Source organism: Thermorhabdus hydrogeniformans, assembly GCF_049310025.1.
Classification (GTDB): Bacteria; Bacillota; Thermosediminibacteria; order Thermosediminibacterales; family Tepidanaerobacteraceae; genus JBJYKD01.
This window is the reverse complement of record NZ_JBJYKD010000005.1, coordinates 57809-81069: the sequence shown is the minus strand read 5'-3', so window position 1 is coordinate 81069 and position 23261 is coordinate 57809. Positions and strand designations below refer to the sequence as shown.

At 43.8% G+C, this 23261-nt stretch carries 22 protein-coding genes; 16 read left to right on the top strand and 6 right to left on the bottom strand.

All coding sequences use genetic code 11. The features are described 5' to 3' along the window. Positions 1 to 149: 149 nt before the first annotated feature. From ACKX14_RS03830 to ACKX14_RS03770, 13 genes are all read left to right on the top strand, one after another. Complete coding sequence (locus ACKX14_RS03830) at positions 150 to 1163, top strand: zinc-dependent alcohol dehydrogenase (RefSeq protein ID WP_422444822.1); 1014 nt, start codon at positions 150 to 152, stop codon at positions 1161 to 1163. A gap of 147 nt (positions 1164 to 1310) precedes the next feature. Then, complete coding sequence (locus ACKX14_RS03825) at positions 1311 to 2354, top strand: DctP family TRAP transporter solute-binding subunit (RefSeq protein WP_422444820.1); 1044 nt, start codon at positions 1311 to 1313, stop codon at positions 2352 to 2354. Between the two features lie 79 nt (positions 2355 to 2433). Next, a complete protein-coding gene (locus tag ACKX14_RS03820; protein ID WP_422444818.1) occupies positions 2434 to 2931 on the top strand; it encodes a TRAP transporter small permease in 498 nt (165 codons plus the stop codon). A gap of 2 nt (positions 2932 to 2933) precedes the next feature. Further along, complete coding sequence (locus tag ACKX14_RS03815; protein ID WP_422444816.1) at positions 2934 to 4223, top strand: TRAP transporter large permease; 1290 nt, start codon at positions 2934 to 2936, stop codon at positions 4221 to 4223. Between the two features lie 482 nt (positions 4224 to 4705). Beyond that, entirely contained in the window at positions 4706 to 6307 is a 1602-nt protein-coding gene (murJ, locus tag ACKX14_RS03810) for a murein biosynthesis integral membrane protein MurJ (RefSeq protein ID WP_422444814.1), read from the top strand. Positions 6308 to 6336: 29 nt separating this feature from the next. Continuing rightward, a complete protein-coding gene (locus tag ACKX14_RS03805; protein WP_422444812.1) occupies positions 6337 to 6744 on the top strand; it encodes a putative ABC transporter permease in 408 nt (135 codons plus the stop codon). Between the two features lie 251 nt (positions 6745 to 6995). Further along, a complete protein-coding gene (locus ACKX14_RS03800) occupies positions 6996 to 9932 on the top strand; it encodes a sigma 54-interacting transcriptional regulator (protein WP_422444810.1) in 2937 nt (978 codons plus the stop codon). Between the two features lie 91 nt (positions 9933 to 10023). After that, positions 10024 to 10470 (top strand): PTS sugar transporter subunit IIA, encoded by a 447-nt coding sequence (locus tag ACKX14_RS03795; RefSeq protein WP_422444919.1) that lies wholly within the window; start codon positions 10024 to 10026, stop codon positions 10468 to 10470. Positions 10471 to 10525: 55 nt separating this feature from the next. Then, on the top strand, positions 10526 to 10825 hold the full coding sequence (locus tag ACKX14_RS03790) for a PTS sugar transporter subunit IIB (RefSeq protein ID WP_422444808.1): 300 nt from the start codon (positions 10526 to 10528) through the stop codon (positions 10823 to 10825). 32 nt (positions 10826 to 10857) lie between these two features. Continuing rightward, positions 10858 to 12282 carry a PTS galactitol transporter subunit IIC gene (locus ACKX14_RS03785; protein WP_422444806.1) on the top strand — a complete coding sequence of 475 codons (1425 nt, stop codon included), beginning with the start codon at positions 10858 to 10860 and terminating at the stop codon, positions 12280 to 12282. A gap of 63 nt (positions 12283 to 12345) precedes the next feature. Beyond that, complete coding sequence (locus ACKX14_RS03780) at positions 12346 to 13395, top strand: 2-hydroxyacid dehydrogenase (RefSeq protein ID WP_422444804.1); 1050 nt, start codon at positions 12346 to 12348, stop codon at positions 13393 to 13395. A 22-nt stretch (positions 13396 to 13417) separates the two neighbouring features. Beyond that, the gene (locus ACKX14_RS03775) at positions 13418 to 14107 is read left to right on the top strand and encodes an L-fuculose-phosphate aldolase (RefSeq protein ID WP_422444802.1); all 690 of its coding nucleotides are present in this window, start codon (positions 13418 to 13420) and stop codon (positions 14105 to 14107) included. After that, positions 14079 to 15125 (top strand): zinc-binding dehydrogenase, encoded by a 1047-nt coding sequence (locus ACKX14_RS03770; RefSeq protein ID WP_422444800.1) that lies wholly within the window; start codon positions 14079 to 14081, stop codon positions 15123 to 15125. Before ACKX14_RS03775 ends, ACKX14_RS03770 begins: the two co-directional genes overlap by 29 nt. Before the next feature lie 153 nt (positions 15126 to 15278). On the opposite strand, the gene ACKX14_RS03765 is transcribed toward ACKX14_RS03770, so the two are convergent. After that, positions 15279 to 15437 carry a helix-turn-helix domain-containing protein gene (locus tag ACKX14_RS03765; RefSeq protein ID WP_422444798.1) on the bottom strand — a complete coding sequence of 53 codons (159 nt, stop codon included), beginning with the start codon at positions 15435 to 15437 and terminating at the stop codon, positions 15279 to 15281. Positions 15438 to 15729: 292 nt separating this feature from the next. Here ACKX14_RS03765 and ACKX14_RS03760 point away from each other — a divergent pair, with 292 nt between their 5' ends. Next, positions 15730 to 16368: a phosphoribosyltransferase gene (locus ACKX14_RS03760; RefSeq protein ID WP_422444796.1), complete on the top strand. Its 639-nt coding sequence runs from the start codon at positions 15730 to 15732 to the stop codon at positions 16366 to 16368. Between the two features lie 34 nt (positions 16369 to 16402). Further along, on the top strand, positions 16403 to 17485 hold the full coding sequence (locus ACKX14_RS03755; protein WP_422444794.1) for a mannose-1-phosphate guanylyltransferase: 1083 nt from the start codon (positions 16403 to 16405) through the stop codon (positions 17483 to 17485). A gap of 36 nt (positions 17486 to 17521) precedes the next feature. Here ACKX14_RS03755 and ACKX14_RS03750 read toward each other — a convergent pair whose 3' ends face one another. Then, on the bottom strand, positions 17522 to 17698 hold the full coding sequence (locus ACKX14_RS03750; protein ID WP_422444792.1) for a hypothetical protein: 177 nt from the start codon (positions 17696 to 17698) through the stop codon (positions 17522 to 17524). 394 nt (positions 17699 to 18092) lie between these two features. Here ACKX14_RS03750 and ACKX14_RS03745 point away from each other — a divergent pair, with 394 nt between their 5' ends. After that, complete coding sequence (locus tag ACKX14_RS03745) at positions 18093 to 19529, top strand: MFS transporter (protein ID WP_422444790.1); 1437 nt, start codon at positions 18093 to 18095, stop codon at positions 19527 to 19529. Positions 19530 to 19568: 39 nt separating this feature from the next. On the opposite strand, the gene ACKX14_RS03740 is transcribed toward ACKX14_RS03745, so the two are convergent. The 4 genes from ACKX14_RS03740 to ACKX14_RS03725 form a co-directional block, all read right to left on the bottom strand. Beyond that, entirely contained in the window at positions 19569 to 20747 is a 1179-nt protein-coding gene (locus tag ACKX14_RS03740) for a dicarboxylate/amino acid:cation symporter (RefSeq protein WP_422444788.1), read from the bottom strand. A 52-nt stretch (positions 20748 to 20799) separates the two neighbouring features. Then, entirely contained in the window at positions 20800 to 22008 is a 1209-nt protein-coding gene (gene ilvA / locus ACKX14_RS03735) for a threonine ammonia-lyase (protein ID WP_422444786.1), read from the bottom strand. A 59-nt stretch (positions 22009 to 22067) separates the two neighbouring features. Continuing rightward, a complete protein-coding gene (locus tag ACKX14_RS03730) occupies positions 22068 to 22445 on the bottom strand; it encodes a RidA family protein (RefSeq protein ID WP_422444784.1) in 378 nt (125 codons plus the stop codon). A gap of 82 nt (positions 22446 to 22527) precedes the next feature. Then, a complete protein-coding gene (locus ACKX14_RS03725; protein WP_422444782.1) occupies positions 22528 to 23205 on the bottom strand; it encodes a helix-turn-helix transcriptional regulator in 678 nt (225 codons plus the stop codon). Positions 23206 to 23261: the final 56 nt, after the last annotated feature.

Here is a 23261-nt window from a genome sequence, read left to right as displayed (position 1 = left end):
TTAATGAAGTTACAGAATAATAATTTTGTTTTCAAAATCACTTGTATACCTGGTAAAAAGCGGAAATGCCTTTTAACAAGCATGCTTGTTTAAGGAGAAATCCCAGAGGTATCTGTCTTAAAACGAAGCTCTATATCGAGGTGAATAAAATGAAGGCATTGGTATTAAAAAAACCAAGGTATCTTACTATTGAACAATGTGAAATTCCGGAGTACAAAGACAAGGCACTGATTAAAATTGTTTCAGCAGGAATTTGCGGATCTGATTTATCTGCTTACAAAGGAACTTCGCCTTTGGGGGTATATCCAAGAATACTCGGCCATGAAGCCGCAGGGACGATAGTGAATATACCGGATAACGAATACGGGCTGAAAGTTGGAGACACTGTAGCCATTGAACCATATCGCTACTGTGGTCAATGTTATCCCTGCTCAATCGGTAGAACAAACTGCTGTGAAAATCTCAGCGTTCTCGGTGTCCATCAAAATGGTGCGTTTGCTGAATATTTAGTCCATGATATTCATCTTTTACACAAAGTTCCGGAGAATATGACATGGGAGCAAATAGTCATGGTTGAGCCCCTTACCATATCGATGCATGGGGTTCAGAGAGCAAATATCAAGGAGAATAAATATGTAGTGGTTACCGGGGCCGGCACTATCGGGATACTGGCTGCACTGTATATAAGATATCTAAAAGCTATACCGATTTTAGTGGATCCGATTGATAGCAGGTTAAAAATTGCAAAGAAGTTAGGAATAGATTATGTGATCAATCCAACAACCTGTGATGCTAATGAAGCTATAAAATCCATCACAAACGGGAGAATGGCTGAGGTAATTGTTGAAGCATCCGGATCCGAGAAGGCGGTTAGAAGCATTATTGATTACGCAGGATACACTGCCAGAATTTCTCTTGTAGGTTATCCTCATGAGGAGGTACCGCTGCCCACTTTTACAATTACAAAAAAGGAATTGGTTATTAAGGGATCAAGAAATAGTGCTAAACTTTTCCCGGAAGCAATTGAGCTTATTTCAAAGGGTCATATTAATGTAGATCCTATTATATCGGCCGTTATCGACTTTGATCAGCTGCCTGAATACTTCGAGCGTATTGTCAATAACCCCGTTAATTATTTAAAAGTGATTGCGTCAGTTAATTAGCAATAAGCGGAATGCAGCAAGATTAATCAACGGCATTTCTCTAATTGTAGATGGAGGGGCATTGATAGGATTTCTGATATTGATCAGAGCCTTAAATTGTGCCGATGGCACAGTTCAATTAAAATTTAAAATATGGGGGGAAAAACTATGAAAAAATTTATCGCCGTTTTGCTGGTGAGCTTAATTGCACTGTCTTTACTTACTGCATGCGGATCTTCTTCAACATCAAAAGAAAATAACCAATCGGGGACATCTCAGTCTGCAGAAGAAACTAAACCGGTGGTTATTCAGATAGGTTATGAAAATAACCCTGGTGAGCCGGTGGACCTTGCATGTAAAGAGTGGAAAAGGTTATTGGAAGAAAAAAGTAATGGAAGTATTAAAGTCGAACTGTTCCCTTCAAGCCAGCTTGGGTCCAAAAATGATCTTATAGACCAAATGCTGGCAGGTTCTTCAGTTATTACACTGGCTGACGGAGCATTCTATGCCGACCGTGGGGTGCCGGATTTCGGTATTACGTTTGGGCCATATCTTTTCGATAGCTGGGAGCAGTGCTGGAAATTGGTGAATAGTGATTGGTGGAAAGGGCAATCTACCATCCTTGAAAGAAAGGGTCTGAAGCTGCTGACGGCTAACTGGATTTACGGGGAACGCCACTTGCTTACAAAAAAGCCTGTAAAAACCGTAGCAGACCTTAAAGGCATGAAGATTCGTGTTCCTAACAATACAATTCAAATTAAAGGTTTTGAAGTATTAGGTGCCACGCCGACCCCCATGCCGCTGGGTGAAGTTTATACAGCTCTTCAACAGGGTACAATTGATGGATTGGAAAATCCGTTACCGGTTCTTTATAACGGTAAATTCCATGAAGTTGCTAAATATTTGACATTAACTGGACATGTTAAAAACTTTACTACCTGGATTTGCGGGGTCAAATTCTTTGATTCACTCTCGCCAGAACAGCAAAAGCTTTTAATTGAAACGGGCAATGAGGCGGGTGTGTATAACAATAAGATTCAAGAAGAGGTAACACAGGAAACATTGGAAAAGCTGAAAGCTGAAGGCGTCAAAGTTATAGAGCCTGATATATCAGAGTTCAAAGAGGCTGCAAGAGCTTTTTATTCTCTCCCAGAGTTTACATCAATATGGTCCCCGGGACTGTACGATACTGTAAAAGATGCAATGAAGTAATTATATTGAAAAAGTGGGTTATCAGTATCCGGAGGCGGCAGGTGCCTCCGGATTATATATAAAAGGGGTGAATATGAGGGTGAGAAAAAACAAACTTATATATTTATTAAATATAGATCTTTTAATTTCCGGGTTATCATTAATTACGCTTATTATTATCACGTTTTTAGGTGTTTTAATGCGCTATTTTTTTAACAGGCCTTTTGTATGGGAGGAAGAAGTTCAGCTTTGGTGTTTTGTATGGTTAGTTTTTTTCGGAACCAGTGCCGCATTTCGAAGCGGTAGTCATGTTGCTATCGAATTTGTGGTGGATCGTCTGCCGCCATATTTAAAAAAGATAATAGAGGTACTGGGATATTTTGTAGTTATGTTTGTGCTCATTTACTTAATGATTCACGGAGCAAAGCTTGCAGAACAGTTATTTTATACAAAAAGGACAACAAATGTATTGGATATCCCATATTCAATAATCTATGCAGCGCTTCCTATAGGCTGTGTATTGATGATGATCAACTACACTTTAATCGTAGTAATGACAATATTATCAAAGAAATACGATTTTGAGGGCGGTGTGTAATCTTGAATATTAGTGTTATCGGCCTTGCGGCTGTAATTATGCTCGTACTATTATTTTTAAAAGTTCCGGTTTTTGCTTCAATTCTAGCCGGTTCAGTCGTGTATTTTGCTCTTACACCGAATATCCCAACGCAAATTATCGCGCAACGCGTAATCGCGGGTATTGAGAGTATACCTCTCCTTGCTGTTCCGTTTTTTATTTGCGCCGGTGTATTCATGAATTATACCGGAGTTACCAAGAGAATTATGGACTTTTGTGAGGTGGTTACGGGCAACATGACAGGGGGCCTTGCCCAGGTGAATGTATTGTTATCAACTCTAATGGGTGGACTTTCGGGATCTAATCTTGCGGATGCCGCGATGGAAGCAAAAATGTTGGTGCCGGAGATGGAGAAAAAAGGCTTCTCAAAGGAGTTTTCATCGGTTGTTACTGCTACTTCTGCCATTATTACACCGCTAATACCACCGGGTATTGCAATGATTATTTATGGATCTATAACAAATGTTTCCATAGGGAAATTATTCATAGCCGGTATAGGCCCGGGACTTTTGCTATGTGTTTCTATGATGGTACTTGTAGCGATTATTTCTAAAAAACGTGGATACGGAACTGTTCGTCAAACGGAGATAACATTTAATAATGTCCTTCGCACGTTGGGAAATGCTGCATTACCGCTTTTTTTACCTGTTGTAATCATAGGGGGTATAAGACTTGGTATATTTACACCAACGGAAGCGGGGTCCGTTGCAATCGTATATTCTCTATTGCTCGGTATGATATACCGTGAAATGAAGTTTGCAGATATTATAAATGGTATAAAAGAAACCATCACCGGGACCGCTTCCATAATGCTTATCGTCGGCGCAGCGTCTGCTTTTGCATGGATACTAACCAAGGAACGCGTTCCTCAACAAGTTACGGAATGGATCGTTAACATGATTTCTAATAAGTATATATTTCTTATCGCAGTGAATACATTTTTAATTATCGTCGGCATGTTTATCGAAGGTAATGCGGCAATGATCGTATTGGCTCCATTATTGGCACCTGTTGCGGCGGCATACGGCATCAATGAAATTCACTTTGCTATGATATTTATATTTAACTTGGCTATTGGTTGCTTAACTCCACCGATGGGAACACTTATGTTCGTAACATGCGGAATTACAAAATGCAAAATCAAAGACTTTATCAAAGAGGCAATTCCATTCTATCTACTTTTATTATTGTGTTTAATACTAATAACATTTGTTCCGGTATTATCGACCGGTCTTGTTGAACTGTTTTACTAAAAAGGTAACGTTTATGTTAAATTATGAAATTTTAATCTGGATTTTTATAGGGTCATCGTCCGTCCTTCCGATGAGTATTTGTTTTTTTCAACTTAATTTTATTGGAGGATGATGACCTTTTAAGTTTTTCAAGAAGCCTTCCTCTTTAGTATGGAATTCTATACATTGCCATAGCTAAATGGGTTTTAAAAGCCTTTTTAGTTGTTACTTTGACATCAGGTAACCGCACCTCGTTCTTCATAGTGAAACTTTATCAAGATAGTCTATAAGTGACGGCATCAATAAAATAAACATATAGTTTATAAAAAATTAAACTTGCTAAGTATGAAATAAAATAATACAATAAGAAACGTAAGATTCGCACCCTTTCGTAAAGCAGAAATTCCAGAGCGAGGGCGATAAAACCAAGGCGGAAGCTTTCTTAAAGAGATCGGCGAGACAGTGGGGTCACAAAGCTAACTTGCTAAAAGGAGTCGGTCTGGTTGATAAAGGAAGGCTTTAAGACAGAAGGCGTGGAGGCAACCGGAATTGAATACAGTGCAAACAGGGCGGCCAGAGCGGCCGCCATTGTAATGCTGGGGACGCTTGTCTCCAAAGTCCTGGGTTTTTTCCGCGAGCTTTTGATAGGCATGAAATTCGGGGCCACCCACGTATCCGACGCGTATTATGTGTCGCTGACAGTACCGGCGGTGGTGTTTGCCACGGTGGCGGGGGCTCTTTCCACTACATTTATACCGGTCTATTCCGACATCGAGACAAGGAATGGTGAAAGAAAAGCGGCGGAATTTGCCGCCAATCTTTTTAACGTGGTCCTGGTCATATCGGCTGTAGTAAGTCTTTTGGGGGCGATATTTGCAAGACCGCTGGTCAAGCTGGTGGCCATGGGCTTTACCGGCGAGACCCTGGCGCTGGCGGCGTCTCTTACACGCATTACCATGTTTATCTGCGTGTTTGTGGGCCTGTCCAATATACTCACCGGCTTTTTGCAGTCCCGCCGGGAGTTTGCCACACCGGCCCTCATAGGCATTCCGTATAACTTCATCATTATAGGCGCCCTTCTGGCAAGTTCCATTGTCGGGGTCCGGGGTCTTGTGGTGGCGTCGGTGGCGGCCGCTTTTGCGCAGGCGGCCGTGCAACTGCCTGCGGCGGTAAAAAAGGGATTCCGGCTGTTGCTCAAGCTGGATTTTACAGATGGGGACTTAATTCACATGGGAGTGCTGGTGATACCCGTGGTGGTGGGCACCGGCGTGGGTCAGTTGAATACCCTGGTGGACAGGATACTGGCGTCGGGCCTGGCCGAAGGCAGTATCGCCGCCCTCAACTTCGCCAGCAGGCTCAATGCCTTTGCCTTCGGGCTTTTTTCCGTGTCCGTAGCCACGGTGGTTTATCCCGCCCTCTCAAAACTTTCGGCAAAGCAGGATATGGAGGGCTTTAAAAATGCCCTGGGGCGGGCCGTGGGTTTTGTCGCAGCCGTCATCATGCCCATGACGGTAGGGGCCGTGGTGCTGAGGGTGCCCATCGTAAGATTTCTCTTCGAGAGGGGAGCCTTTGACGAAAGGGCCACATTTATGACTGCCACGGCGCTTATGTATTACTCGGTGGGTATGGTGGGGTTTGGCCTGAGGGACGTCCTGAGCCGCGGCTTTTATTCGCTCCAGGACACAAAGACCCCGATGATAAACGGGGCTTTGGCCATGGCCGTAAACATTATTTTAAACCTGATACTGGTGAGGTTTATGGGCATGGGGGGCCTGGCTCTTGCCACCAGCATTTCAGCCATAGTTGGGACACTCCTGCTTTTTTACAGCCTGAGGAAAAAGATAGGGAATATAGGCGGAAGGAGAATTCTGACGGGTTTCATCAAGTCGGCGGCGGCATGTGCGGTTATGGGAGTTTCGGTTTATTTTATATATTCATACATGAGTTCCATCTTTGTGCCGCAGGATATGTTATTTCAGGCCCTGGACCTGGGAACCGCCATTCTGGCGGGGGCTACTGTCTATGTGCTGGTGGGCTTTTTGCTGAAAATGGATGAACTGTCATGGGCGGTAAGGGTGTTAAGAAATTTACAGCGCCATAAGTAATGCAGGCTTTGTGCGGGAAAACTAGTTTCATGAGACAAAAGCTGTACCATTTTCTGATATACGGTTTTGCCGGATGGATGATTGAAATAATATTTACAGGAACGGGCTCCATCTTAAGGGGCGATCCAACGCTTGTGGCATGGACGTATCTATGGATGTTTCCCATTTACGGAATGGCGGTGTTTCTGGAGCCCGTCCATGACAGGATAAGGTCGGTGCCGTGGTGGATAAGGGGTATCGTGTGGACGGGATTTATTTTCATACTGGAGTATTTCAGCGGGCTGACGTTGCGGACTCTCACTGGTCTCTGTCCCTGGGATTACGGCCACAGACTTTTCAGCATGGACGGCTTAATTCGGCTTGATTACGCCCCATTCTGGTTTTTTGCGGGCCTTGGTTTTGAGAGGCTGCACGATTTAATGGAACGGCTTTTTTAAATAAACAAAATGTGTATTTACCATACCTTTAATAGAGATAGGGAAAACAGAAAACCTATCTTTTTTTGTATTTACGGAACTAGCCTGACATGTTTTCGTATTGGTTTGGTTGATGTAGGAATTTGTTTGTTCGTTTAAGAAATGATCAGTCTGGCAGGAAATTTGCTTAATTTAAATACAAAACAGGCCACATATCCCAACACAATGTTATAATTAATAAAACATGACATGCAGTGTGTGAGGTGGTTGTTTTGCTGGACAGGCTTTTAAAAATCATTGCGGAAGAAGACAAGAAAAACCCTTTAACAGATAAAGAAATTGCTGAAAGATTGAAAGTGAAGAGAGAAGTAGTTACTCAGCTAAGACTGGAACACAATATCCCGGATTCCCGTGAAAGAAGAAGACCTTTTATCATAAGGGACATAGAAAATATACGTGCAGTCCACGATAATGCCTCAATAAGGCAGATAACTAAAAAACTAAAGGACAAGGGATATAGGGTTTCAAGATATGTAGTAGAAGAAATTTTAAAAGAAGGGTCTGCTACAGGAAAAGTTTCAGAAAATGTATCATGGAATGTAAGCCTCTATGCAGATGGGGAAAAGAATAAGAATTTAAACCGGTTGTCATTTGAAGAGATAATTGGATATGACGGCAGTCTGAGAACTCAAATCAGCCAGGCAAAAGCGGCTATTCTGTATCCCCCAAATGGCCTGCACACCCTGATTTTGGGGCCATCCGGAACCGGCAAAACCCAATTGGCGGAAGCAATGTACAAATTCGGTATCCAGTCGGGCAGGTTTAAAAATAATACTCCTTTTGTTGTCTTTAATTGTGCTGATTACGCTGATAATCCACAGCTCTTGTTGGCCCAGCTTTTTGGATATGAAAAAGGAGCTTTTACCGGGGCGGAGAAAGAAAAGCAGGGCCTCGTAGAAAAAGCAGATGGAGGCATTTTGTTTCTCGATGAGATACACAGGTTGCCCGGAGAGGGCCAGGAAATTCTGTTTTTTCTTCTTGACAGAGGTCGTTTCAGGCGACTGGGAGATACTGAAAACGAGAGAAACGCAAGGATCATGTTAATAGCGGCTACAACAGAAAATCCCGAGTCATCACTGCTAATCACTTTCAGGCGGAGAATCCCAATGGTTATAGAACTCCCGTCATTGGATGAAAGGCCGCTTTCTGAACGCTTCAAATTGATCAATCATTTCTTTGCAAAAGAAGCGTCCAGGGTGAACAAAACCGTAATTGTCTCCCCGGACGCAGTGAAAGCGTTAATGGTTTACAATTGTCCGGGAAATATTGGACAGCTTAGGAGTGATATTCAGGTAGCGTGTGCCAGGGGATTTTTAAACTCTATGGGCGAAAAAAGTGAGATCATACGAATAAGGGTTTCAGAACTGCCTCATTATGTAAGCATAGAACTTAAAAAGACGGACAATTTCATTTACGATTTTGAAGAATATATCACCCATGAGCTTATAGTTACTCCAGATGCTTCAAACAAAGTGAATATTATACAGGATAGATATACTTTACCTGAGCAGATTTACGAATACATTGAAGAAAAGTTTATAGAGTTAAAGAGAAGAGGATTGGCCACGGATGAAATATACCAAATAATCGGAAGCAAAGTGGAGACGCAGCTCAATAAATTTGCAAACAGAATTAAATCAAAGTCATACCTTTCAAAGGCAGACCTAGGCAAAATCATCGGCAAAGAATTTGCGGAGATTATTGACAGGGTTTTCAAGATAGCAAAGGATTATTTCGAAAATATACAGGACGAACTTTATTACTGCCTGGCGATACACCTTAATACGACCTATGAGAGAATAAAAGAGGGCAAAAAGATAATTAATCCACAGCTTGACAAAGTCAAGAAGGATTATCCTCTGGAATACAAAGTGGCGGCAGTCATGGCTGAAGAAATAAATAAAAGCCTTGATATTAAACTTCCCGAAGATGAGATTGGTTTTATGGCAACTTATCTCAGATTGTTTTCCAGAGAAAAGGATATGAGAAAAAACAAAATCAAAGTCGTAATTTTAAGCCATGGTCATGTGGCCACAGCACTGGCCGATGTAGCAAACAAATTGTTGGGCGTAAATCACGCCGTTGGTATAGATATGGATTTAAATGAAAGCCCTGAGTCGATACTGGACAGGACGGTTGATATTATAAGGAAGATAGACGAGGGCAGGGGTTGTATTCTACTGGTGGATATGGGTTCGCTGGTAACATTCGGAGACATCATAACAAAAAGGACAGGAATCCCGGTAAAAACCGTTGCCAGAGTCGACATAGTCATGGTTTTGGAGGCGGTAAGAAGAGCCATACTTCCGGATGCCACACTAGATGAAATCGTTTCAGCCCTAGAGCAGAGCAAAATGTATAATTTTAAAACTTATAAAACCGTGCAAGATTCGAGTATTCCAAAAGCCGTTGTTACTGTGTGCATTACGGGCAGAGGTACGGCTTTGCGATTGAAAAACCATATTGAGGATTTTCTCAAGAAGGAAGTGTCAGAAAATATAGAAGTTATTCCGGTTGGCGTAATATCTTCTGAAGAAATGGATAGCCAAATATCCAGAATAAAGAAGCATAAGCAAATTATTGCTTATGTGGGGACAATAAACCCCATGGATGGAGATATCCCATATATTTCCTTGGAAGAAATCTTTACGGTAGAAGGTATGAACAGGCTTAAAAATATAATCTGGGGTTCATTTAAACAGTCGACATATTCAATTGAAGAGCTTGTTAAAGAAGAGTTGATAGTAAACGATCTTGATGTATATACAAAAAATGACGTCATTGATATGCTGGTTGATTTGTTGCAGAAGTACGGCTATGTAGAAAAAGAGTTTCTCCTTGATGTATACAAAAGAGAGGCAATGGGTGAAACGGTATCGAAAGGTGGTATAGCAATACCTCACGGTCTACCAAACCATGTTACAAAACCGGCCATCGCCATTGCAAAGTTAAAAAGGGCTGTAATTTGGGAAGCTGATCATAAGGTTGATCTGGTATTTATGATAGCGTATAAATCGGATTCAAGCGATTACTTTAAGAGCTTGTATAAAGTTTTGTTAAACCAGGAAGTGTTAAATTCCATAAAAAAAGCCTCAAATTCCCGAGAAATCAGGGATTTAATAGTTCTGAATGCTGGCCAGATAATGTAATTGGCATATAAATTGCTTAATAAGTTGACCAAGCAAAAAAGCACAATGCAATGGATTTTTGATGACAATGAGGTGATAGTTCTTGAAAATTATGGACAAAGATTTAATCGTGCTAAATCTTAAAGCTGAATCAAGGAGTGATGTTATAAGTCAGCTGGGGAATTTAATGAAGAAAAAAGGGTATGTCAAAGAGACATATAAAGATGCTGTTCTTAAAAGAGAAGAAAAGTATCCGACGGGTCTTCCAAGTGAAGGTATCTATGTTGCAATACCTCATACCGATGGAAGTCATGTAAACAATTCGGCCATAGCTGTGGCCACCCTAAAAACGCCCGTAGTTTTCAAAATGATGGGGAACCCCGAAAACGAGGTGAATGTGGAAATAGTAATTATGCTTGCCATAAAGAACCCCGATGACCAAATTCAGTTGTTAAAGAAATTGATGTCAGTTTTTCAGAATAGAGAATTGTTATTAAAGTTAAAAACATCCAGAAACCGTGAAGAAGTAGTAGACCTTCTCAGATTTCTGGATGAATGATCAATTTAACAAATTATAAAAACTTAAATAACAAATACAGAAAGGATGGATATTAATGAAAACAGTAAAAATTTTAACAGTATGCGGTTCCGGTACAGTCAGTTCCTCGATGATAGCTACAAAACTAAAAGAAGTGCTGGGGGGAAAAGGTTATAATGTAATTACAACTGAAGTAAATCCAGGAGGGGTTGAAAGTGCATTGAGTACGGGAGATTATGATTTTATTGCCTATACCAGCCCAATTCACGGGAATATCGATATTCCTGCCATCAATGCGGTTGGATTTCTGACGGGTTTTGGTGAAGAAGAGTTTTTGGAAGAGGTTTTTAAGGTTCTTAAAAATTTGGGGAAATAAAAGTTATAATATGAAATCTAAGGAGAGGTGTTATGATGTTACAGGCAATGAAAAATATTTTTGACACTTTTGGGGCCGCCATTTTTGTTCCGGTTATCCTTTATATTGTTGCTCTTGTACTTAAGGTTAAGCCAAAAAAAGCGTTCGATCTTGCTCTTTTTGCCGGCATTGGTCTTATGGGCTTTACCATGCTGATAAACGCATATATTCCCGTAATAGTTCCTACGGTGCAGCGAATGGTGGAGAACACAGGCGTAAAGCTGCCTGTTCTGGATATAGGTTGGCAGACTACTTCAGTGGTAGCATACTCTACTCAGGTGGGAATGATTTTTGTAGGCCTTGCGCTCCTGATCCAAATATTTTTATTTCTGGTTGGCTGGACTAACATCTTTATGCCTGGAGATCTGTGGAACAATTACTCGTTCATGGTATGGGGTTCAATGATATATCTTCTGACCAAAAACATGGCTTTCTCTATTCTGACAATGGTAGTCATGAATCTTTATATATTGCTTTTTGCAGAGATGCTTGAAAAAAGATGGTCTACCTACTACAATTATCCTCACTGTACCATGACAGCTCCGCATCATATAGGTTGTGTACCTTACGCCATTGGTATGGATTGGATTTTAAACAAACTTGGAGTATACAGGATAAACCTTAGACCGGAAGCACTGCAAAAGAAAATGGGTTTTTTAGGTGAGCCCACTTCTCTTGGCCTTCTGCTGGGATTATTCCTGGGGATAATGGGCAATGTCGGGAAATTGAATACCCTTGCGGCCTGGGGAGAAATCACCAAAGTGGGAATTACAACGGCTGCGGTTATGGCCATTTTCCCAAAGGTGGCTGGTATTTTTGCCTCGGCGTTTACTCCCTTGACAGAAGCTTCAAAAAAAGCTGCAAAATCAGGAGGAAAATCGAGAGACTGGTATCTTGCAGTAAACGACGCGGCTGGTTATGGAGAAACGGCCACTCTTATAACCGGCATTATGCTAATACCGATAATGGTGTTGATGGCTCTTATATTGCCGGGCAATAAGACTCTTCCTATGGTCGACTTAATAGCACTGCCGTTCATGGTAGAAGTGATAATTTGCATCTCAAATGGCAACATATTCAAGGCGTTAATTTCCAGCACTATATGGTTCAGTTTGGGACTTTATATGTGTTCATATACTGCGCCCATGTTTACCCAGGTAGCACAACAGGTAGGTGTTACAATACCGAGTGCAGCTATGTTAATAACAAGCTTCGGCATACTGTCAAATCCTATGATGGGTCTATTGTTCCTGGCATTTCTTTCCCAGAACATGTTTGTAATTGGCTGCGTTATATTGCTCTATTTTATCCTTTATTTCTGGTTTAAGAAAAACAGGGACAAAGTGGCAAATTATCTGGAAAATAGTGCAAATATAGGGGTATTACCATTAACAGAGTCTAAAAGTTTTACAATATAAAATTTGGAGATTTTATCCAGAGCCTACTCTAACCCCGGTTTTAGGTTTAAAGAGGTGATATTAGTGAAAATAGTTGTAGTTGGGGATATACACGTAACAGCTGATAATTTTTCAAAAAGCGCACAGGGGATAAAAGTTAATGATAAGACGATAGTCCCGGTTGAATGGCGGGTTAAAGACAAGGAAGAATTTCAAAAGAAAGCCCTTAACATAGAAAAAAATGGTCCTGAGGCCGAACCGACGGCGTCAGGTCTGCTGGAAGAAATCGAAGATGCAGAGCTTTTACTTGTTCATTTCGCACCGGTACCCCGGGCTGTAATAGAAAAAGCAAAAAGGCTAAAATTAATCGGCACGTGCAGGGGAGGTCTTGAACACATTGATGTAGAAGCGGCGACAGACAAGAATATTCCCGTCATGCATATCATCAGAAACGCCGAACCTGTCGCTGATTTTACAATCGGATTGATGATAGCTGAGACACGAAATATAGCGCGCAGCCACCATGCAATAATGCAGGGAAAATGGGAAAAAGAATTTCCCAACAGCGGCATAACAACCACATTCAAGGAACTGAAGGTGGGCTTGGTCGGCCTGGGCCATATCGGATGCCTTGTGGCCAGAAAACTTTGCGCTCTGGGTGTCGAAGTTTTAGGATATGATCCTTTTGTAACTCCCGATTCTCTTTTGAAAAAAGGGATAAATATTAAAATGACAACTATAGAAGACCTTTTCAAAGAATCGGACATAATTTCCTTGCATCTCAGGCTTACTGATGATACCCAAAATATTATTGACAAAAAATTGATTTCCCTGATGAAGCCCACGGCTTACTTGGTCAATACATCAAGGGCCGGGGTGCTGGAAGAAGAAGCCATAGTGGAGGCCCTTGAGAAAAAGAAAATCGCCGGTGCGGCTCTTGATGTGTTCTGGGAGGAGCCAATACCGGCCGGCCATCCTCTATTAAAACTTGATAATGTTACGCTGACGGCGCACCTGGCTGGAGATACCGTTGATGCCATACCCAGGTCGCCCAAACTTCTAGTAGAAGAAATAAACAAATATCTGGAAAAGGGATTCAGTGAACTTATAGTGAATCAAAATGGTATAAAATAATTTTTTGGCAGGAGGAACTTATATGCTTTTACAAAAAGAGAGGGAATTGATCGTGGAATATGGCAAAAAACTAATCACACACAGATTGACAAGGGGGACCGGAGGGAATATCAGTATTTTTAACCGTGAGAAGGGATTACTGGCCATCAGCCCCAGTGGGATGGATTATTTTGAAACAAAACCGGAAGATGTCGTTATATTAGATCTGAATGGGAAGATAGTGGACGGCAATAGAAAGCCTTCAAGCGAGTATGATATGCACAAAATTTTTTATGAAAAGAGAGGAGATATAAACGCTGTAGTCCATACCCACTCCGTTTATGCTACCACAATAGCGTGTTTAAATTGGGATTTACCGCCTCTTCACTATCTTATTGGCTTTGCCGGAAAGACCGTAAGATGCACGAAATATACAACTTTTGGTACAAGAGAACTGGCCGAAACGGCGTTTGAAGGCATGAAAGACAGATTTGCGGTGCTGCTTGGAAATCATGGATTGCTGGCTGGTGGAAATGATATTGAATATGCGTTTAATACTGCGGAAGAAATTGAATTCTGCTGTGAAGTGTTTTACAGAACAAAATGCATAGGAGAACCGGTAATACTGACTGATGCGGAGATGGATATAGTGTTGGAAAAGTTCAAAACTTACGGGCAAAAAAATTTTCAGAGGAGAGAAAGAGATGAAAACGGCATTGTTTTACGGCCCTGAAGATGTCAGAATTGAGGAAGTGGAAATTCCCAAACCCGGTTACGGCGAAATAGTTGTAAAAAACAGGGTGGCATTGACGTGTGGAACAGACGTAAAAACGTATCTAAGAGGTTATCCTTTGTGGAAACCGCCATATCCATTCGGGCATGAAGCCGCAGGAGAAGTGGCATATGTAGGTGAAGGAGTGAATGGATTTAAGGTCGGCGATAGAGTTGTTGCTCATAATTCGGCGCCGTGTAATAGGTGTTATTTTTGCAAACATGGCCAGCATTCCCTGTGCGAAAATATAAAATTTAATCTTGGAGCTTTTTCAGAGTATCAGCGAATTCCACAGGAGATAGTGGATCAAAACACTTTTAAACTGCCGGAAGGATTGTCTTTTAAAGATGCTGCGCTTATGGAGCCTTTTTCCTGTGCAGTTTACGGCATAGAAGAAGCGGACATCCACCCGGGCGAGGTGGTGGTAATCAATGGAGCGGGCCCTATAGGTTTGATGTTTACAAAACTGGCACACCTAAAAGGTGCAAAAGTTATTACTGTGGACTTACACGATGAAAGACTTAAAAAGGCCGAGAAGCTGGGAGCGGACATAGTCTTAAACGCTTCAAAATTAAACGATCAAATTGAGGCTGTAAAAAAAGTTACCGAAAACCAACGCGGTGTGGACGTAGCCATAGAAGCCGTCGGGCTCCCGGAAACGTGGCAGAAAACTATAATGATGGCCCGCAAAGGTGGCAAAGTGCTTCTTTTTGGCGGAGCAAAAGCCGGGACGACGGTATCTATAGATACCAGAGTTATTCATTATTCACAATTGACAATTAAGGGAGTTTTCCATACAACACCAAAGCATGTAATGGTGGCATTTGAATTACTAAAGAGAAAAGTGATAAGTTCTGAAGACTTCGTAGAAAATGAATATGATATTCGAGACATTAAAAAAGCGTTAATCGAGCACAAAGAAGGCAGGGTGATTAAAAACTGCATCGTCTTCGATTTGGTGTCGGGCACTCACTATTAACTTAAATAAATGCGATGCGGGTTGATTAGGCGAAGATACCGCAATGTCCGAAACACCTTTTGTGAAGAATGTGGAGAGATAACTTTCATGTTATCTCTTTTTTTGGAGCATTCAGACATCCATACCCACAGCGCCTGCTTCTTGCTTGAATATCTATTTGAATAATTCCAAACCATATAACTGGAAGTAAACCTCCATTTTTATTGCGTCTTTGAAATTCCTCAGATCAAGGCCGGTGTGAGAAGCGATTTTGTCCAGCCGGTACATCGGGGTGTTGCGGTGAATATAGAGCCGCCGGGCGGCTTGAGCCATGTTGAGGTGGCTTCTTTTATTCTTTCAGGAGGGTTTTTTGGAGATAAATCACCAGAAATATAATATATTATCTTTGATGTATTGATGTAAAGGAAAGATTTTTGTTCAATAGCCTTTTAAATACGACGGGATTAAAAAGGATATCTTTTCTGATAACGCTTAAAATGCATCATATCTTGAAATGCATCAGATAATAATATAAAATTTTTTTCAGAAACAACCCTCAGAAAGTGCGCATCTATAATGGTCGCGTAGAGGCGGGCATGTCGGGCTTGTGATAAGGATGATGTTTATGTTCAGGAACAGGCGCGATGCGGCGGAGAAACTTGCCGGAGCCCTTGAAAAGTATAAAAACGATAAAGGCGCCGTGGTTTTCGCCATACCCCGGGGCGGGGTGGTCATTGCAGATGTAATCTGCGACCGCCTAAATCTGCCGATGGATATAGTGGTGGCAAGAAAGATCGGGGCGCCCTTTAACGAGGAACTGGCCATAGGGGCAGTGGGCCCTACCGGGAGCGTGATTGTGGACGAAAGGGCCGTAAAAATGTTTAATGTGAGTAGTGATTATATAGAGAGGGAAGCCCGGCGTAAGATGGAGGAGATCAATCGAAGGCTCAAAAAATATAGAGGGAAGGCCGAATATCACAGTCTGGCCGGCAAAAAAGCCCTGCTGGTGGACGACGGTATAGCCACGGGCTATACGGTCAGGGCCGCCGTAAAGTTTTTGAAAGACCTCGGGGCGGAAAAGATTATACTGGCCTCGCCCGTGATAGCCCCGGATACCCTTGCAGAACTCGAGCCCCAGGTAAATGAAGTGGTATATCTTTGTTCGGAGGAGCCCTTTTTTGCGGTGGGGCAGTTTTATGAAGAGTTTCCGCAGGTATCCGATGAAGAAGTCATGAAAATTTTTCCCGTATTGCGGGAAAAATAAATTAGATTCCTTTTACTTTAAGGGGGGTAGTTTTATGGAGACATACGGAGTCATAATGGCCGGAGGCGGCGGCACGCGTTTCTGGCCTTTAAGCCGTGTATCCACTCCCAAACAGTTTTTAAACATTACCGGCGAGGACAGCATGATTAACGATACCATAAAGAGGATAAAGGATATTATTCCGCCGGAGAGAATACTGATAGTCACCAACAAGGTGCAGGAAAAGATGCTTCAACAGGTGGTCTCGGATGAAATACCCGCCGAAAATGTACTGGTGGAACCGGTGGGGAGAAATACCGCCGCCTGTATCGCATACGCAGCTTTTGTAATTAAAAAGAGAATCGGTGACGCCGTGATGGGGGTTTTCCCGTCGGACCACTACATAAAAAACACCCAGGAATTCCAGAGGGTTTTGAAGGCGTCGTGCTGTATTGCGGAGCGCGAAGGCAAGCTGGTCACCATGGGCATAACTCCCACTTTCCCTTCCACCGGGTACGGCTATATAAAATTTGACCGGGACAAAACCCTGACAGCCGAAGACAAGACCGCCTATGAAGTGCTGGAATTTGTGGAAAAACCCGACGTACCCAAGGCCAAGACCTACCTTGAAAGCGGCAACTACCTCTGGAACAGCGGTATGTTCGTATGGAAGACGTCGGTCATACTTTCCAATTTTGAAAGGTTTTTGCCCAGGCTGTACTACAAAATGGCGCAAATAGAGCCATATCTGGGGACGCCGGAAGAAATGCGGTATGTGGAAGAGATTTATCCCACCCTGCCGGACATTTCCATAGACTACGGCATCATGGAAAGAGCCCAGGAAGTGGTGGTTATACCTGGAGATTTCGGCTGGAACGACCTCGGTAGCTGGGATTCGCTGGGCAGCGTTTTTCCGCCCGACGAGAACGGAAATATCGCCAGGGGCGATTTTGTAGAGATCGAAACAAGGAATTCCATCATATACTCCAACAGCCGGCTGGTGGCGGCGGTGGGGCTGGAAGACATGATCGTGGTGGAAACCAGCGACGCGCTGCTGGTGTGCCCGAAAAAAAAGGCTCAGGATGTAAAAAAAGTGGTGGAAAAATTAAAAAAGATGGGAAGGGAAGAGCTGCTATAACAAAAATGGGGCGGAAAAATCACAATCCAGCCCCTTTCACATTATGATATGATGCTCTTTTTCACAGGTTTCTTTTACGGCATCGCTGCATGGCGCCTTATTGCCCCAGGCCTCGAGATCGCAGTAGCAGATGGGCCCGTAGCAGGTGTCTTCACACTTTAAAAATTCACACCCGGCAATTTCCGTATAGTTCACTTTTTTGGGAGCTGGCATAAGGGTCACCCTTTCACTTGTTTTACCCGCGGCACCCGCACCGGACGGTTTCCCCGCCGCAGGTGGACCGCCGCCGGTTGATTAGTGATTATATTTTACCATAGCCTTATTGAAATTTCAAGAAAATTCACATAAAAAGGAAAATGTTCTTTTTCACAATTAATAGCGTTTCCACCTTTCTAAAGTTGAATAATTTCACGGTTTCCGGGAATGGTTGAAAAAACTGGTTGTTTATAATAAAATAAAAAAAGCCCTTGATATAATGCTCTGGGATGCGTGTTCATGTTATGATACGCCGGATGAATCAGATTTGCAGCTTTTGAAAGGAATCAGAGTAAGCCGAAAAATAGAGAATTTATATTTCTTAATGACTTAGCGGGGGAGATGGAGTTCGATGGCCAGAAGTTACGGAATAGAGGATAATATGAACAGGTACAAAGTTTTGCTGGCGGTCCTCATAGGCAGTGCCATGGGCCCCCTCGACGGCAGTGTGGTGAACGTGGCCATGCCGACTCTCTCGAAGGTATTCAATGTGGGGATGTCGACGGTCAGCTGGGTTTCCATGTCTTACCTTCTGGTCCTGAGCAGCCTTTTGCTTACATATGGAAGGTTGGGTGATATGCTGGGGTACAGGAAGCTCTTTTTGTGGGGCATGCTGGTATTTACAGTAGCCTCGGCTTTGTGCGGCCTTTCCCCGGTTATCGGTGTTTTGATCCTGGCCCGGGCCATACAGGCGGCAGGGGCTGGAATGATGATGGCCGTGGCGCCGGCCATAATTACCGGCACCTTCCCTCCCTCCGAACGGGGCAAAGCCCTGGGGTTTAACGCCATGGCCGTGGCGGTGGGGCTTGCCGTTGGGCCTTCTCTTGGCGGATTTCTGCTTTACAGCCTTGGCTGGAGTTACATATTCTTCATAAACCTCCCCATAGGCATAGGCGGTTTTCTGTGGGCAAGAAAGATTCTTCCCGATGACGGCAGGCTCAAACCGGAAAAGTTTGATCCTCCGGGCGCTGTGCTTGGCTTTATTTTTTTAGCTTCGCTCCTCTTATATATCAGCAAGGGCCAGGAAATCGGCTGGAGTTCCGGCACGGGATACATGCTGTTAATCGTCTTCATTTTGGCGTTCACGGCATTTATAATCCAAGAAAAAAGAGCGGAAGAACCCATGCTGGACCTTTCGCTTTTTAGAAACCGCATGTTTTCGGCCGGCAACCTGAGCTGCCTTTTTAATTTTATCGCCCAGAATTCAATGATATTTTTGACGCCTTTTTTTCTAACGCAGGCGGGCTTTTCGACGAATCAAATAGGCCTTATAATGACCGCTTTTCCAATCACCGTACTGATGGTGGCCCCTGTCAGCGGGGTGCTTTCGGATAAAATGGGGCCGCTTTTTTTGAGCACCGGCGGCGCATTATTAAGTGCGGTGGCTTTGTATCTCATGAGTACCCTTACTCTCGATGTAAATGCTTTCGACGTGGTCTGGCGGCTGGTTTTATTCGGCCTTGGAAACGGTCTTTTCCAGACGCCCAACAACAGTTCGGTCATGGGCAGCGCACCGAAAAACAGGCAGGGCATTGCTTCGGGGGTGTTGGCCACCATGAGGAATACGGGCATGGTTCTGGGGGTCGCCCTGGGCAGCGGCATATTTACCCTCCGCCACTCATATTATCTGAGGATTTTACCTCTGACGGGAAAAGCCCTCGAAGATGCGGCGTTCATGTACGGTTTGAGGGATGCGTATATCATGGCTGCAGTAGTCGACATCCTTTGCATGCTGGCATCCTCGGTGAGGGGAAAGAGAATTGAAGAGCCGGAGAAAAATGTCGTATAATCATAAACATTAAAAAAGCCCCCGTAAAGGGGGCTTTTTTCAGGTGGTTTTAAGCTTTCCGTGCGGTCCAGCTATTTTATCGACGATAAGTGCAATCGCATTGTCACCGGAAACGTTGCAGGCAGTGCCGAAGCTGTCCTGGGTGAGGTAGAGGGCTATCATCAGTGCGAGCTGGGCATCGTTGAACCCTAGCATACTTTGAAGGATTCCCAGTGCCGCCATAACCGCACCGCCGGGTACACCGGGGGCCGCCACCATGGTAATGCCCAGCATGAATATAAAACCCGCCATTCCCGCCAGGGTAACCGGCATTCCGTTGAGCATCATAACGGAGATGGCGCAGGTTGTAAGGGTTATGGTGCTCCCGGAAAGGTGAACAGTAGCACAGAGCGGAATTACAAACTCACGGATACCCGGTGATACCCCGTTTTTTTTGGCGCACTCCATGTTGACTGGAATGGTGGCAGCGGATGACTGGGTACCCAGAGCTGTAATATATCCGGGTATTTGATTTTTCAGAGCCTGAATCATGCTTCTTCCACTGTAAACGCTTGCTACGAAAAACTGGAACAGAATAATGACCAAGTGTAATGAGATGATTATAATGAAGACCTTTCCAAAGACTGATAGAATCCTTACCACTTCACCGGCATAGGTCATGTTGGCAAAAATACCGGCTATATGGTAAGGCAAAAGGGGAATAACGACTTTTTCTATTACGATCTGGACTATTTTCTGGAACTCGCACATAAAATTATACATGTTTTTTTCTTTCAGCGTAGCCATACCGATGCCGATGATAAAGGCAATGAGTAAGGCTGACATAACGCCGAAGATGGGTGGCATGTCCACGGTGAAAAAGGGTTTGAGCAACTTCTCTTCCGGATTGGTGACCGCAAAATTTTGGCTAGTAAAATTAATGATTTTTGGCAACAGGTTGGTGGCTACGGTAAAAGCAAAAAAACCACTTATGAGGGTGGAAATATAGGCCAGAGTAGTAGTTATCCCCAGGAGTTTTCCCGCCCCGCTACCGAGCTCTGCGATTCCTGGAGCCACAAATCCTATTATAATCAGAGGTATCACGAATCCTAGAAAATTTCCAAAAAGGGAATTGAAAGTGGCCAGAATCCGGACAACGACTGCCGGAGCAATGCTTCCTATTATTATACCAAGCACGATTGCAATAATAAGTCTGGGAAGCAAACCCAACTTCTTCATATTTCTACCTCCGTCATTTATACAATTTTTTAAAATTTAAAACCCTTTTTGACTATAGAATTACAAAATTATAGCCCTTTTCGGTAAGAACACTTTTTATTTTCTCCACGTGTTCTTCATTGACGGTTTCCAGTTCCAGCTCCACTTTGGCGTAACCTATGGCTACGTCGCGGGTGGAGCGGTTGTGGGTTACCGACAGCACATTGGCGCCGGTTTCGGCCACCAGATTCAAAAGCCTCCAGAGGGTGCCGGGCCTGTCCGGGATGAGGGTGTCCAGGAATATCTTTCTGCCGCCTTTTACAAGGCCTTTGTCTATGATCCTGGAGAGCATGTTGACATCTATGTTGCCGCCGCTTACCAGGGCCACGATTTTCATACCCCTGAAATCCTCCATGCGGTTCAATATGGCCGCTACGGGCGCGGCGCCGGCCCCTTCGGCTATCACTTTGGCCCTTTCCAGAAGCAGCAGAATGGCGTTGGCAATTTCATCCTCGTCGACTGTTATGATGTCATCCACGTATTTTTGAATGATGCTGAAAGTGAGTTCGCCGGGGGTCTTTACGGCGATGCCGTCGGCTATGGTGGGCATGCCGTCGACGGTGGTTATTTTTTTATTTTCCACGGATTCGGCCATGGATGGCATGTTTTTGGACTGTACCCCAATGATTTTTATACCGGGCTTTATGCTCTTGGCGGCGATGGATACCCCGGAAATCAGACCTCCCCCGCCGATGGGCACCACTATGGCGTCGACATCAGGCAGGTCTTCGAGGATTTCTAGCCCGATGGTGCCCTGGCCGGCAATTACGTGAGGGTCGTCAAAGGGGTGTATGAAGGTGGCGCCGGTTTCTTTTTGCAGGCGCTTGGCTTCTGCGTAAGCCTCATCATATACGTTGCCGAAAAGCACCACATCGGCGCCGTAGTTTTTTGTCGCCGAAATTTTGGAAAGCGGCGCGTGTTTTGGCATGACGATGGTTGACTTTATACCGTAGAAAGTGGCTCCCATGGCTACGCCCTGGGCGTGGTTTCCCGCCGAGGAGGCGATAACGCCGTGTCTTTTCTCTTCTTCTGTAAGGTGGGCTATTTTGTTAAAAGCGCCTCTGAGCTTAAAAGAACCGGTTTTCTGGAGGTTTTCCATCTTCAGGTATACAGAGTTGCCGCTCATTTCGCTGAAAGTTGTGTTGTGGACAACGCCGGTTTTGTAAGCCACATTTTTTAAAATCTCCCGCGCCTCTCGAATATTTTGCAAAGTGACCTGCATACGGTTCATCTCCTGCTCCTATTGACTTTTGAACTGAGTCTCCCGCTTTGTTTTTTATATTACTTATGGGCTATTACTTCAATCTCGATCAAAGCGCCTTTCGGCAGGCGGCTTACTTCCACACAGGAACGGGCGGGCGGTTCTTCGCCGAAATACTTTCCGTATATTTCATTGACCAGTGAAAAGTTGTTCATATCGGTCAAAAATATGGTGGTTTTGACGACATGGGAAAAATCCATACCGGCCGCCGCCAGCAGGTTCTTGATGTTTTCCATGACCTGTGTGGCCTGGGCCTCAATCCCTCCCTCCACCAGTTCGCCCTTCTTCGGGTCGATAGCTATTTGGCCCGACGCAAAAAGAAAATCTCCCATCATGATAGCCTGCGAATAGGGCCCGATGGCTTTTGGCGCAAGATCGGTTTTGATTACCTTCTTCATTTATTTTTCCCCCTCATCAAAATATGTTTTTATAAAATTCTTTTACAGATAACATTGTTTACTTCCATCACGGGATTTGAAGTTAATCCTTTTTGTTCAGGTACCTGTAAATCGTGTTTTCCGACACCTTCAGGTGCTTGGCCACTTCCGATACGGCACCTTTTAACAAAAACACCCCTTTTTCATTTAACTGCTGAACTATATTCATTTTTTCTTCCGGAGAAAGCCTCTCGGGCGGCAAATTTAAATCGTTAATGGTTTTTTCTATAATGGTGTATACAAGTTCTTCGATGGAACTGCTGAAGTGTTCGGGCAAGTGGTGCGGTGTCAGGTCCGGCGCTGACGGCTCCATCCCGACGGCTTCACTCCGCCCGCCGGTTATGTAATTTTCAATAAATTTTCTTGCCGAAATGGCGGCGGTAAGATCGATGTTTATGCAGAGCATGCCTGTGAGCCTGCCGCTCGAATCTTTTATGAAAAAGGTAGATGAACGCAGCGGCTTTCCATCCCTGGTCTTGCTGGGATAGTTCAGAAGATAGTCCTGGTTTTCATAAGCACCTTCTTTCAATATCTTCAGGCCCAGGTCCGTCAGCGGCCCGCCCACCTGCCTGCCGCTAATGTGGTTGTTTTTTATGGCAACGATGGAATGCTCCGGGTTAGACGTATCGTGGAGCACCACTTCACAATCCGGCCCCATGATTCCGGCGATAAAATCCACCATGGGGATATAGGCTTTTAACCGGTTCTCCTTTGCCTCCATAACACCCCTCCTTAACATATGTTATATTCTACACCAAAGCAAAAAATCCTTCTAAT